Genomic DNA, 12,689 nt, shown 5'->3' with positions numbered 1-12,689 from the left:
GATGCTGGTGCTGCCCCCCAAGTTGACGCACGACGAAGCGCCTGCCTGCGCCTACATGCTCCAGCAGGGGCTGGCCGGGCAGACCGACACCGGCACCGTGGTCGATGCCAGCGCCCTGGTCGAGTTCGACTCCTCGGCGCTGGCGGTACTGCTCGAGTGCCGGCGCGAGTCCAGCGCCCTCGGTCGCGGCTTCGCGGTGAAGGGCCTCCCGGCGCGCCTGCGCGAATTGGCCGCGCTCTACGGAATCGCAGGCCTTTTGCCCGCTGCCCCCTAGAAAACCGGCGGCCGCTTAAAATGGCGGGCTGTCATGCCCGCGATCTCCTTCCAGTCGGTCTCCAAGACCTATCCCCCCTCACGCCAACAACGAAACCAGGGCAAGCCCGGGCTTCGTGCCGTCGATGACGTGAGCTTCCAGATCGAGGAAGGCGAGTTCTTCGGCCTGCTGGGCCCGAACGGCGCCGGCAAGACCACCCTGATCAGCATGCTCGCTGGCCTGTCCCGGCCGACCAGCGGCACCATCCGGGTCCATGGATTCGACGTCCAGAAGGACTACGCGCAGGCGCGCCGCCATCTCGGCGTGGTGCCGCAAGAGCTGGTCTTCGACCCCTTCTTCAATGTCCGCGAGGCGCTGCGCATCCAGTCGGGCTATTTCGGCATCCGGAACAACGACGCCTGGATCGACGAACTGCTGCAAAGCCTGGGCCTGGCCGACAAGGCGAACGCCAACATGCGCCAGCTCTCGGGCGGCATGAAGCGGCGCGTCCTGGTTGCGCAGGCGCTGGTCCACAAGCCGCCGGTGATCGTGCTGGACGAGCCCACCGCGGGCGTCGACGTCGAGCTGCRCCAGACACTGTGGCAGTTCGTGGCCAAGCTCAACAAGCAGGGCAGCACGGTGCTGCTGACCACCCACTACCTCGAGGAAGCCGAGGCGCTTTGCCATCGGATCGCGATGCTCAAGCAGGGCCGCGTGATCGCGCTCGATCGCACCAGCGAACTGCTGCGCTCGGCCGCCAGCAACGTGCTGCGCTTCAAGACCGACGGCCTGCTGCCCTGGTCGATCGCCCAGCACGCCCGCATCACCGGCCGCATCGTGCAGCTGCCCGCGCAGAACGCCCACGAGGTCGAGCAGCTGCTGGCCGCGATCCGCGAAGCCGGCCTCGACGTCGAGGACGTCGAGATGCGCAAGGCCGACCTCGAGGACGTCTTCATCGATCTGATGGCGGGCGAGCAGACGCCGCTGGAGGTCGCGAGATGAGCGCCGCGCCGGGCCGGGCATGGAGGCTCGCATGATGATCAACGCGCTGGGTTGGCGCGCCTTGCTCTACAAGGAAACGCTGCGCTTCTGGAAGGTCGGCTTCCAGACCGTCGGCGCCCCGGTGCTGACCGCGGTGCTCTACCTGATGGTCTTCGGCCACGTGCTCGAGGACCACGTCAAGGTCTTCGGCACAGTGAGCTACACCGCCTTCCTGGTGCCCGGCCTCGTGATGATGAGCGTGCTGCAGAACGCCTTCGCCAACAGCTCGTCGTCGATCATCCAGAGCAAGATCATGGGCAGCCTGGTGTTCGTGCTGCTGACGCCGCTGTCCCACTGGGGCTGGTTCTTGGCCTACGTCGGATCGTCCATCGTGCGCGGACTGGCAGTGGGCCTCGGCGTGTTCGTCGTGACTGCCTTCTTCGCCATGCCGGGCTTCGTGGCGCCGCTCTGGATCCTGGTCTTCGCCTTCCTGGGCGCCGCCATCCTGGGCACGCTGGGCCTGATCGCCGGCCTCTGGGCCGAGAAGTTCGACCAGATGGCGGTGTTCCAGAACTTCCTGATCATGCCGATGACCTTCCTGTCCGGCGTGTTCTATTCGATCGGCTCGCTGCCGCCCTTCTGGCAGGCCGTGAGCCACCTGAACCCTTTCTTCTACATGATCKATGGCTTCCGCTACGGCTTCTTCGGCGTCAGCGATACGTCGCCCTGGCTGAGCCTGGCGATCGTCGGCGGTGCCTGGCTGGTGGTGAGCGCCATTGCGGTCCACCTGCTGCGCATCGGCTACAAAATTCGTGGATGAAATGAAACACCCCCGAAGCGCCTGCGGCGCCTCCCCCTCAAGGGGGCGATACCAGCGGCCCGGCAAAGCCGGTTCCGCGGTATCCCTGGCCTTGCGCCGGGCCGGCTTCATGCGTCGCGGGTCACGCAATCGCGCGCTGGAACACTGACATGACTGCAGAAGAACTTCAATCGATCATCGAGGCCGGCCTGGCCTGCGACCACATCACGCTCGAGGGCGATGGCCGCCACTGGTATGCGACCATCGTCTCGCCCGAGTTCGAGGGCAAGCGCCCCATCCAGCGGCATCAGCGGGTCTATGCCACCCTGGGTGCCAAAATGCACACCGACGAAGTGCATGCGCTTTCGATGAAAACCTTCACGCCTGCCGAGTGGGCAGGCCAGAACCGCTAGATTTTCGCTGGATTCCTCATGGACAAACTCCTGATTCGCGGCGGGCGCAAGCTCCGCGGCGAGGTACTCATTTCCGGCGCCAAGAACGCCGCGCTGCCCGAGTTGTGCGCAGCCCTGCTGACCGACCGTCCGGTGACGCTGCACAACGTGCCGCGCCTGAAGGATGTCGCGACCATGCTCAAGCTGGTCCACAACATGGGCGTCAGCGCCGACCGCGACGACAACGGCACGGTGCGCATCGATGCGCGATTACTCGAGGTGCCCGAGGCACCGTACGAGCTGGTCAAGACGATGCGGGCCTCGGTGCTCGCGCTCGGTCCGCTGCTGGCGCGCTTCGGCCGGGCCAAGGTCTCGCTGCCGGGCGGCTGCGCGATCGGTTCGCGTCCGGTCGACCAGCACATCAAGGGCCTGCAGGCCATGGGTGCCGAGATCGTGGTCGAGCACGGCTACATGGTGGCGCGCATCGGCGGCGGCCGCGAGCGCCTGCATGGCGCCCGCATCACGACCGACATGGTGACCGTCACCGGCACCGAGAACTTCCTCATGGCCGCGGCGCTGGCCGAGGGCGAGACCGTTCTCGAGAATGCCGCCCAGGAGCCCGAGATCGCCGACCTGGCCGAGATGCTGATCGCCATGGGCGCGAAGATCGAAGGCCATGGCACCAGCCGCATCCGCATCCAGGGGGTGGCGCGGCTCGACGGCTGCACGCACCAGGTGGTGGCCGACCGGATCGAGGCCGGCACCTTCCTGTGCGCCGTGGCCGCGGCCGGCGGCGACGTGTTCCTGAAGCATGGCCGGGCCGACCATCTCGACGCCGTGATCGAGAAGCTGCGCGAAGCCGGCGCCCAGGTGTCGGCGGTCGACGGCGGCATCCGCGTGCAGAGCCAGGTCCGGCTCAAGGCGCAGAGCTTCCGCACCACCGAATACCCGGGCTTCCCGACCGACATGCAGGCCCAGTTCATGGCGCTCAACGCGATTGCCGAGGGCACCTCGACCGTGACCGAGACGATCTTCGAGAACCGCTTCATGCACGTCGACGAGATGCTGCGCCTGGGCGCCAAGATCCAGACCGACGGCAAGGTGGCGGTGATCGAGGGTGTCGCGCAGCTCTCCGGCGCCACCGTGATGGCGACCGACCTGCGCGCTTCGGCCAGCCTCGTGATCGCCGGCCTGGTGGCCGACGGCGAGACGCTGGTCGACCGCATCTACCACCTCGACCGCGGCTACGACCGCATGGAAGGCAAGCTGCGCGGCCTCGGCGCCGACATCGAGCGGGTCGCCGGACCGGCCGAGGTGCAGCCGTGATCACGCTGGCGCTGTCGAAGGGCCGCATCTTCGAGGAGACCCTGCCGCTGCTGGCCGCGGCCGGCATCGAGGTGACCGAGGACCCCGAGAAGTCGCGCAAGCTGATCCTCGGGACGACCCGGCCCGATGTCCGTGTGGTGCTGGTGCGCGCCTCGGACGTGCCGACCTACGTGCAGTACGGCGGCGCCGATCTCGGCGTGACCGGGCTCGACGTGTTGCTCGAGCACGGCAACCAGGGGCTCTACCAGCCGCTCGACCTGCGCATCGCGGCCTGCCGCCTGAGCGTGGCGGTGCGCGCCGACTACGACTACGCCTCGGCCGTGAAGCAGGGTTCGCGCCTCAAGGTGGCGACCAAGTACGTCGGCCTGGCGCGCGAGTTCTTCGCCAGCAAGGGCGTGCATGTGGACCTGATCAAGCTCTATGGCAGCATGGAGCTGGCGCCGCTCACCGGCCTGGCCGACGCGATCGTYGACCTGGTCTCGACCGGCAACACCCTCAAGGCCAACCAGCTGGTCGAGGTCGAGCGCATCATGGACATCAGCGCCCGGCTGGTGGTCAACCAGGCGGCGCTCAAGCTCAAGCAGGAGGCCATCCGCCGCATCGTCGATGCCTTCGCATCGGCCATTCCGACATCGAAATGAACCTGAAAGCCGCACCCGCCCGCCTGTCCACCGTTTCGGCCGCCTTCGAGGCCGAGTTCAAGGCGCGCCTGCATTGGTCCGCCGAAGCGGATGCGGCCATCGAGCAGGTGGTGGCCGACATCCTGGCCGACGTGCAGCGCCGGGGCGACGAGGCGGTGCTCGACTACACGCGGCGCTTCGACCGCCTCGACGTCGACGGCATGCCGGCGCTGGAACTCACGGCCGTCGAGTTGCGCGCCGCCTTCGAGTCGCTGCCGGCGCAGCAAAAGGATGCGCTCGAGGCCGCGGCGCGCCGCGTCCGCAGTTACCACGAGGCCCAGAAGAAGGCCAGTGGCGAGAGCTGGAGCTACCGCGATGCCGACGGCACGCTGCTGGGCCAGAAGGTGACGCCGCTGGACCGTGTCGGCATCTACGTCCCAGGCGGCAAGGCCGCCTATCCGTCGAGCGTCCTGATGAACGCGATCCCGGCGCACGTGGCGGGCGTCGGCGAAATCATCATGGTCGTGCCCACGCCGGGTGGCGAGAAGAATCCGCTGGTGCTGGCCGCCGCCCACGTCGCGGGCGTCACGCGCGCCTTCACGATCGGCGGCGCCCAGGCCGTGGCGGCGCTGGCCTACGGCACGGCGACGATTCCGGCGGTCGACAAGATCACCGGCCCCGGCAACGCCTACGTGGCGGCCGCCAAGCGGCGGGTGTTCGGCACCGTCGGCATCGACATGATCGCCGGTCCGAGCGAGATCCTGGTGCTGGCCGACGGCAGCACGCCGCCCGACTGGGTGGCCATGGACCTGTTCAGCCAGGCCGAGCACGACGAACTCGCGCAGAGCATTCTGCTCAGCCCCGACGCCGGCTACATCGAGCGCGTGCAACAGGAAATCGACCGCCTGCTGCCCGCGATGCCGCGGGCCGAAATCATCGCCGCCTCGCTCAACGGCCGGGGCGCGCTGATCCACACCCGCAGCATGGAGGAAGCCTGCGAGATCAGCAACCGCATCGCCCCCGAGCACCTCGAAGTCAGCAGCCGGGAGCCGCACCGCTGGGAGCCGCTGCTCAGGCATGCCGGCGCGATCTTCCTGGGCGCCTACACGAGCGAAAGCCTCGGCGACTACTGCGCCGGTCCGAACCACGTGCTGCCCACCAGCGGCACGGCGCGCTTCAGCTCGCCGCTCGGGGTCTACGATTTCCAGAAGCGATCGAGCCTGATCGAAGTCAGCGAGGAGGGCGCCCAGACGCTGGGTCAGGTGGCCTCGGTGCTGGCGCACGGCGAAGGCCTGCAGGCGCATGCGCGGGCCGCCGAAATGCGGTTGCGCGACGCAAAGCCATGACACAGGGCGCCATGGACCTGAAGTCCAGCCGCGGGCATCCCTGGAGCCTGGGCCAGAAGCTGCGCCGCGTTGCCTGGATGCTGGTCTGGGGCCTGCTGGGCCGTGCCGGACCGCGTGCGTTCTCGCCGCTGAGGCTGTTCCTGCTGCGGCTTTTCGGGGCCCGGATCGGCGAGCGGGTGCTGGTCAGCACCGGCGTCAAGGTCTTGATGCCCTGGAACCTCGAGATCGGCGAGTACACGGCCATCGGCGAGGGGGTCGAGATCTACAACTACGGCCAGGTCCGCATCGGCAAGAACTGCTGCGTCTCGCAGCGGGTGTGGCTGTGCACCGGCACGCACGACTACAAGCTGCCCAACTTTCCGCTGATCTGGGACGACATCCAGGTCGGCGATGGCGTCTGGCTGGCCGCCGAATCCTTCGTTGCGCCCGGCGTCACGATCGGCGACGGTGCCGTGGTGGGGGCCCGCTCGGTCGTCACCCGCGATCTCGAAGGCTGGGCGGTTTTTGCAGGGAACCCATGCGTGCTGATCAAGCCCCGCCCGCGCGACTGATCCTCTTCGGGGCGGCCGGCGTCTTTCTGTTTGCGCTGTCGACATTCGCGCAGGCGATGTCGATCCGAGAAATTCGCATGCTCGAGGCCAACGAGAAGGACGGCAAGCTCTACGCCAACTACTACCTGGTCGGCGTCATGGAAGGCCTGCGCGAAGCCAGCGAGGCTGAGCGGCGTGCCGGCCAGAAGCCGCTGTTCTGCATCAACGGGCGCCGCCTCGAACCGGTGATGGCACGCTCCCTCTATCAAACCGAACTGACGCGCAACGCCGAAAGCTACGAGGCGGACATGCCGGTCCAGCTGGTGCTCTCGGCCGCGCTGCGCAACAGCTACCCCTGCAACTGACCGACCCTGCCATGACCGCCATCGACAACACCCGCCGTGCGCTGGCGCGCATCCGCGCCGACGTGCAATCCATGCATGCCTATGCCGTGCAGGATGCCCGCGGCCTGATCAAGCTCGATGCCATGGAGAACCCCCACGGCCTGTCGTCGGCGCTGCAGGCGGCGCTTGGCCAGCGGCTGGGCGCCGTGGCGCTGAACCGTTATCCCGGCGAGCGCGGCGCCGATCTGCAGCGGGCCCTGGCTGCCCATGCCGGCATGCCCGAGGGCTTCGCGCTGATGCTCGGCAACGGCTCGGACGAGCTGATCTCCCTGCTGGCGATCGCCTGCGACCTGCCCGGCGCCACGATCCTGGCGCCGGTGCCCGGCTTCGTGATGTACGCCATGAGCGCGCAGTTGCAGGGCCTGCGCTTCGTCGGCGTCCCGCTCACCGCCGATTTCGAGCTCGACGAGGGCGCGATGCTCGACGCCATCGCCAGCGAGAAGCCTGCCATCGTCTTCCTGGCCTACCCGAACAACCCGACCGCCAACCTCTGGGACGACGCCGTGATCGAGAAGATCGTCGAGGCCCAGGGCGCCCAGGGCGGGCTGGTGGTCATCGACGAGGCCTACCAGCCCTTCGCGGGCCGCAGCTACATCGATCGGGTGGCGCGCCACGGCCACGTGCTGCTGATGCGCACGCTCAGCAAGTTCGGCCTGGCCGGGGCCCGCCTGGGCTACCTGATGGGGCCGGCGGCGCTGGTGGCGGAGATCGACAAGGTGCGCCCGCCCTACAACATCAGCGTGCTCAACTGCGAGTGCGCGCTGTTCGCGCTCGAACACGCCGCGGTGTTCGACGCCCAGGCGGCCGAGATCCGCAGCCAGCGCGCCGGATTGGTCGAGCGGCTGGCCCGGCTGCCGGCGGTCCGGAGCTGGCCGAGCGAGGCCAACATGATCCTGATCCGGGTCCCTGACGCGGCAAAGACCTTCGAGGGCATGAAGGCTCGCGGCGTGCTGGTCAAGAACGTTTCTAAAATGCACACATTGCTGGCGAACTGCCTGCGCCTGACGGTCGGCACCGCCGACGAGAACGCGCAGATGCTCGCCGCCCTCGAAGCCTCACTATGAACACCCCTCTGGCACCCGAAGCCGTCGTCGCCGCCGGCGCGCGCTCGGCCTGCGTCACGCGCAACACGGCCGAAACCAGGATCACGGTCAAGGTCGACCTCGACGGCACCGGCCGCGCGAAACTGTCGACCGGCATCGGTTTTTTCGACCACATGCTCGACCAGATCGCCCGCCACGGCCTGATCGACCTCGACATCGACTGCCAGGGCGACCTGCACATCGACGGCCACCACACGGTCGAGGATGTCGGCATCACGCTGGGCCAGGCGGTGGCCAAGGCGGTCGGCGACAAGAAGGGCATCAGACGCTATGGGCATGCCTACGTGCCGCTCGACGAGGCGCTGAGCCGTGTCGTGATCGACTTCTCGGGCCGCCCCGGCCTGGTGATGGACGTGCCCTTCACCAGCGGCATGATCGGCACCTTCGACAGCCAGCTGACTTACGAGTTCTTCCAGGGCTTCGCCAACCACGCCTTCGTGACCCTGCACATCGACAACCTCAAGGGCGTCAACGCGCACCACCAGTGCGAAACCGTGTTCAAGGCCTTCGCACGGGCGCTGCGGGCCGCGCTCGAGCTCGACCCGCGCTCGGCCGGCGTCATTCCCTCGACGAAGGGCTCGCTCTGAGCCGCCGAACTCTCTCATGACCTCCAATACCGTCGCCGTCGTCGACTACGGCATGGGCAACCTGCGCTCGGTGTCGCAGGCCGTGCAGCACGCCGCCGACCAGGTCGGCGTCGAGGTGTTCGTCACCTCCGATCCCGACGTGGTTCGCCGGGCCACCCGCGTGGTGCTGCCGGGGCAGGGCGCGATGCCCGATTGCATGCGCGAGCTGGCCGACTCGGGCCTGCTCGAGTCGGTGCTCGAGGCGGCCGCCGGCAAACCGCTGTTCGGCGTCTGCGTCGGCATGCAGATGCTGCTGTCGCACAGCGACGAAGGGCCGACCGACGGCTTGGGCCTGATCCCCGGCAACGTCCGCAAGTTCGAGCTCCAAGGACGCCTGCAGCCGGACGGCAGCCGTTACAAGGTGCCGCAGATGGGCTGGAACCAAGTGCTGCAGACGCGGGCGCACCCGGTCTGGGCCGGCGTGCCCGACCAGAGCTACTTCTATTTCGTCCACAGCTTCTATGCCGAGCCCGCCGACCCGGCGCACAGCGCCGGCGAGGCCGACTACGGCGGGCGCTTTACCGCCGCCCTGGCACGCGATAACATTTTTGCCACCCAGTTCCACCCGGAGAAGAGTGCGGACCACGGGTTGCAGCTCTATCGAAACTTCCTCCACTGGAATCCCTGACGCACTGAACGCTCCCACGCTTCGACCGGGCCCGCGTTCGCTGGCTTGCCGGGTTGGGTACCATCGCGCTTTATTCCGTCCACCGTCCCCATCCCTCTCCGTACGCCACGCAATCCCGCATCACCATGCTCCTCATTCCTGCGATCGACCTCAAAGATGGCCACTGCGTTCGCCTCAAGCAGGGCGATATGGACCAGTCCACCACTTTCGGCGAAGACCCGGCCGCGATGGCACGCAAGTGGCTCGAAGCCGGCGCACGCCGACTGCACCTGGTCGACCTGAACGGCGCCTTTGCCGGCAAGCCGCAGAACCATGCGGCGATCAAGGCGATCCTGAAGGCGGTCGGCGACGACATCCCGGTGCAACTCGGTGGCGGCATCCGCGACCTCGACACCATCGAGCGCTACATCGACGACGGCCTGCGCTACGTCATCATCGGCACCGCCGCAGTCAAGAACCCCGGCTTCCTGAAGGATGCCTGCAGCGCCTTCGGCGGCCACATCATCGTCGGCCTGGATGCCAAGGACGGCAAGGTGGCGACCGACGGCTGGAGCAAGCTGACCGGGCACGAGGTCGCCGATCTCGGCAAGAAGTTCGAGGACTACGGCGTCGAGTCGATCATCTACACCGACATCGGCCGCGACGGCATGCTGTCGGGCATCAACATCGACGCCACGGTGCGGCTGGCCCAGGCGCTGACCATCCCCGTGATCGCTTCTGGCGGGCTCTCGAACATGGCCGACATCGACAAGCTCTGCGCGGTCGAGGCGGACGGCATCGAGGGCGTGATCTGTGGTCGGGCCATCTATTCGGGCGACCTGGATTTCGCCGCCGCCCAGGCCCGCGCCGACGAACTCGCCGACGCCGCATAGCCTCGCCCCGGGGCCGGTCGAGGCGGGCGCCGGATGGCGTCCGGCACGGAAACCAGCGCGCGTGTCGGCGCTCCCGCACGCAAGCACCGGCCAAACCTAGAATCGGGCCATGACTTTCCAAGCCCTCGCCTATCGCGGCCAGCCGGCCGTGCGCCTGGCGCTGCCCGGCGGCGACAGCTGCACCGTCGCGCTGCATGGCGCCCACGTGTTGTCCTGGATGACCGCCGATGGCGTCGAACGGCTCTACCTGAGCCCCGAGGCCCGCTTCGACGGCCGCAGCCCGATCCGCGGCGGCGTGCCGGTCTGCTGGCCGCAGTTCAACCAGCGTGGCCTGCTGCCCAAGCACGGCTTCGCCCGCAACCTGGCCTGGACAGCCGAGGCGCAGGCCGACGACCGGCGCGACACCGTCGTGCTGGCGTTGCGCGACGATACGGCCACCCGCGCCCTCTGGCCGCACGCGTTCCGGGCCCGCCTGGCCGTGACCCTGGCGCCGCACGCGCTGCGCATCGTGCTGTCGATCGACAACATGGGCGGCGAGCCCTGGCCCTTCGCGGCCGCGCTCCATAGCTACCTGCGGGTCGACGATGTCACCCGGGTTCGGCTCGAGGGCCTGCAGGGCGCCAACCGCTGGGATGCGGTGCGCGACGACCAGCATGTCGAGATGGCGCCGGCGCTGGGTTTCGGCGCCGAATTCGACAGCGTCTACGCCGCGCCCGCCCGGCCGCTTCGGCTGGTGCAGCCTTCGGGCACACTCGAGATTTCGCAAAGCGCAAGTTGCACCGAGACCGTGGTCTGGAATCCGGGCCCGGCACTCTCCGCCCAGCTCGACGACCTGCCCGACGACGGCTGGCGCCACATGCTCTGCGTCGAGGCCGCCCGCATCGACGAAGCCGTGCTGCTGGCGCCCGGCGCCCAGTGGCAGGGCTGGCAGCAGCTCAAGGTCGTCTGAACCCTTCACCGTCCGAATTTCCACCATGCTTGCCAAACGCATCATTCCCTGTCTCGACGTCACCGGCGGCCGCGTCGTCAAGGGCGTCAACTTCGTCGAACTGCGCGACGCCGGCGACCCGGTCGAGATCGCGGCCCGCTACAACGCCCAGGGCGCCGACGAGCTGACCTTCCTCGACATCACCGCCACCAGCGACGGCCGCGACCTGATCCTGCCGATCATCGAGGCGGTGGCCTCCCAGGTTTTCATTCCGCTGACTGTCGGCGGCGGCGTGCGCACGGTGGCGGACGTCCGCCGGCTGCTCAATGCCGGGGCCGACAAGACCAGCTTCAATTCGGCCGCGATCGCCAATCCCCAGGTCATCGAGGACGCATCCCAGAAGTACGGCGCCCAGTGCATCGTGGTGGCGATCGACGCCAAGCGGCGCACGCCCGAGGACGCCGAGCGGCGCGGGCCCGGCTGGGACGTCTACAGTCACGGTGGGCGCAAGAACACCGGCCTCGACGCCGTGCAGTGGGCGGTCGAGATGGCGCGCCGCGGTGCCGGCGAGATCCTCCTGACCAGCATGGACCGCGACGGCACCAAGAGCGGCTTCGACCTCGAGCTCACGCGGGCCGTGAGCGACGCCGTCAGCGTGCCGGTGATCGCCTCCGGCGGTGTCGGCAGTCTCGAGCATCTGGCCGACGGCATCCAGGCCGGCGGCGCCGACGCGGTGCTGGCGGCCAGCATCTTCCATTTCGGCGAGTTCACGGTCGGCGACGCCAAGCGGCAGATGGCCGCGCGCGGCATCCCGGTGCGCCTGTGACCGACAATAGCCCGCTATGAACTGGCTCGACGAAGTGAAATGGGACGCGAACGGCCTGGTGCCGGTGATCGCGCAGGAGCAGGGCAGCAACGACGTGCTGATGTTCGCCTGGATGGACCGCGAGGCGCTTGCCAAGACGGCCGAGACCGGCCGCGCCGTGTACTTCAGCCGCTCGCGCAAGAAGCTGTGGTTCAAGGGCGAGGAATCCGGCCATGTGCAGACCGTGCACGAGATCCGGATCGATTGCGACAACGACGTGGTGCTGCTCAAGGTCACGCAGCAGGGCCACGAGCCCGGCATCGCCTGCCACACGGGGCGCCACAGCTGCTTCTTCAGCAAGTACGTGAACGGCCAATGGACCGTCACCGAGCCGGTCCTGAAAGACCCGGCCTCGATCTATACATCGTCACCGAGATGAGCACCGAATCCCGCAACGCCGAAGACGCCCTGGCGCGCCTGGCCGCCGTCATCGAGAGCCGGCTGCCGGCACGCGGCGGCGACCCCGAGAAGAGCTACGTCGCCCGCCTGCTGCAACGCGGTCCGGACACCTTCCTGAAGAAGATCGGCGAGGAGGCCACCGAGGTCGTGATGGCCGCCAAGGATGCCGATCACGGCGGCGACCGCACGAAACTGGTGAACGAAGTCGCCGACCTCTGGTTCCACAGCATGGTGGCGCTCGCGCACTACGGGTTCTCGCCCGCCGACGTGGTGGCCGAACTCGAGCGCCGCGAAGGCACCAKCGGCATCGAGGAAAAGGCCCTGCGCAAGGCGCAGGATCGCGAAGCTTCCAACGACTGAAAGGAGCGCCTGCCATGCCCAACGACATCGTGACCACCGAGCCCGACGACTCGCTCAAGACCTGGGGCTGGGTCAGCTACATCCTGCACCTGGCGGTGGCGGTCGGCGCCGTGCTGCCGGGCGCCCAGGCCTCGATCGGCCTGCTGGTGATCGCGCTGGTCATCGACCTGGTCAAGCGCGAGGACGCCGCCGGCAGCTGGCAGGCCTCGCACTTCAGCTGGCGCATCCGCACGGTGCTCTGGGCCGGCGTGCTGTAC

General features: G+C 68.3%; 17 protein-coding genes and 1 pseudogene. All 18 read left to right on the top strand.

The window, feature by feature from the left end; all coding sequences use genetic code 11:
- The first annotated feature begins 1 nt into the window (after position 1).
- Positions 2-274 (top strand): STAS domain-containing protein, encoded by a 273-nt coding sequence (locus AC1D2E_RS05880; protein WP_478170786.1) that lies wholly within the window; start codon positions 2-4, stop codon positions 272-274.
- Positions 275-307: 33 nt separating this feature from the next.
- Entirely contained in the window at positions 308-1,255 is a 948-nt protein-coding gene (locus AC1D2E_RS05875; protein WP_478196531.1) for an ABC transporter ATP-binding protein, read from the top strand.
- A gap of 34 nt (positions 1,256-1,289) precedes the next feature.
- The gene (locus tag AC1D2E_RS05870) at positions 1,290-2,054 is read left to right on the top strand and encodes an ABC transporter permease (RefSeq protein ID WP_478196594.1); all 765 of its coding nucleotides are present in this window, start codon (positions 1,290-1,292) and stop codon (positions 2,052-2,054) included.
- A 149-nt stretch (positions 2,055-2,203) separates the two neighbouring features.
- Positions 2,204-2,446, top strand: coding sequence for a BolA family protein (locus AC1D2E_RS05865; protein ID WP_478170788.1), 243 nt, complete (start codon positions 2,204-2,206; stop codon positions 2,444-2,446).
- 18 nt (positions 2,447-2,464) lie between these two features.
- A complete protein-coding gene (gene murA / locus AC1D2E_RS05860; protein ID WP_478196530.1) occupies positions 2,465-3,751 on the top strand; it encodes a UDP-N-acetylglucosamine 1-carboxyvinyltransferase in 1,287 nt (428 codons plus the stop codon).
- Positions 3,748-4,392, top strand: a complete 645-nt coding sequence (gene hisG / locus AC1D2E_RS05855; protein WP_478170790.1) for an ATP phosphoribosyltransferase — start codon at positions 3,748-3,750, stop codon at positions 4,390-4,392. Before murA ends, hisG begins: the two co-directional genes overlap by 4 nt.
- The gene (gene hisD / locus AC1D2E_RS05850) at positions 4,389-5,717 is read left to right on the top strand and encodes a histidinol dehydrogenase (protein WP_478196529.1); all 1,329 of its coding nucleotides are present in this window, start codon (positions 4,389-4,391) and stop codon (positions 5,715-5,717) included. The genes hisG and hisD overlap by 4 nt, the downstream gene beginning before the upstream one ends.
- 11 nt (positions 5,718-5,728) lie before the next feature.
- Positions 5,729-6,268, top strand: coding sequence for a WcaF family extracellular polysaccharide biosynthesis acetyltransferase (locus AC1D2E_RS05845; RefSeq protein WP_478196528.1), 540 nt, complete (start codon positions 5,729-5,731; stop codon positions 6,266-6,268).
- Positions 6,235-6,612: a Rap1a/Tai family immunity protein gene (locus AC1D2E_RS05840; protein ID WP_478196527.1), complete on the top strand. Its 378-nt coding sequence runs from the start codon at positions 6,235-6,237 to the stop codon at positions 6,610-6,612. Before AC1D2E_RS05845 ends, AC1D2E_RS05840 begins: the two co-directional genes overlap by 34 nt.
- An 11-nt stretch (positions 6,613-6,623) precedes the next feature.
- Positions 6,624-7,715: a histidinol-phosphate transaminase gene (hisC, locus tag AC1D2E_RS05835; RefSeq protein WP_478196526.1), complete on the top strand. Its 1,092-nt coding sequence runs from the start codon at positions 6,624-6,626 to the stop codon at positions 7,713-7,715.
- A complete protein-coding gene (gene hisB / locus AC1D2E_RS05830; RefSeq protein WP_478196525.1) occupies positions 7,712-8,341 on the top strand; it encodes an imidazoleglycerol-phosphate dehydratase HisB in 630 nt (209 codons plus the stop codon). The genes hisC and hisB overlap by 4 nt, the downstream gene beginning before the upstream one ends.
- A gap of 16 nt (positions 8,342-8,357) precedes the next feature.
- Positions 8,358-9,008 carry an imidazole glycerol phosphate synthase subunit HisH gene (gene hisH, locus AC1D2E_RS05825; RefSeq protein WP_478170796.1) on the top strand — a complete coding sequence of 217 codons (651 nt, stop codon included), beginning with the start codon at positions 8,358-8,360 and terminating at the stop codon, positions 9,006-9,008.
- A gap of 125 nt (positions 9,009-9,133) precedes the next feature.
- A complete protein-coding gene (gene hisA, locus AC1D2E_RS05820) occupies positions 9,134-9,880 on the top strand; it encodes a 1-(5-phosphoribosyl)-5-[(5-phosphoribosylamino)methylideneamino]imidazole-4-carboxamide isomerase (RefSeq protein WP_478196524.1) in 747 nt (248 codons plus the stop codon).
- A 109-nt stretch (positions 9,881-9,989) separates the two neighbouring features.
- Positions 9,990-10,829: a D-hexose-6-phosphate mutarotase gene (locus AC1D2E_RS05815; protein WP_478196523.1), complete on the top strand. Its 840-nt coding sequence runs from the start codon at positions 9,990-9,992 to the stop codon at positions 10,827-10,829.
- A gap of 25 nt (positions 10,830-10,854) precedes the next feature.
- Positions 10,855-11,634 (top strand): imidazole glycerol phosphate synthase subunit HisF, encoded by a 780-nt coding sequence (gene hisF, locus AC1D2E_RS05810; RefSeq protein WP_478170799.1) that lies wholly within the window; start codon positions 10,855-10,857, stop codon positions 11,632-11,634.
- A 16-nt stretch (positions 11,635-11,650) separates the two neighbouring features.
- Positions 11,651-12,052, top strand: coding sequence for a phosphoribosyl-AMP cyclohydrolase (gene hisI, locus AC1D2E_RS05805; protein ID WP_478196522.1), 402 nt, complete (start codon positions 11,651-11,653; stop codon positions 12,050-12,052).
- On the top strand, positions 12,049-12,432 hold the full coding sequence (locus AC1D2E_RS05800) for a phosphoribosyl-ATP diphosphatase (RefSeq protein WP_478196521.1): 384 nt from the start codon (positions 12,049-12,051) through the stop codon (positions 12,430-12,432). Before hisI ends, AC1D2E_RS05800 begins: the two co-directional genes overlap by 4 nt.
- A 14-nt stretch (positions 12,433-12,446) precedes the next feature.
- Positions 12,447-12,689 (top strand): annotated as a pseudogene (locus tag AC1D2E_RS05795) (DUF4870 family protein); the annotation flags it as partial.

The sequence above is a fragment of the Variovorax sp. P1_H2 genome (assembly GCF_056405295.1).
This window is presented reverse-complemented; position numbering and strand designations above follow the sequence as displayed.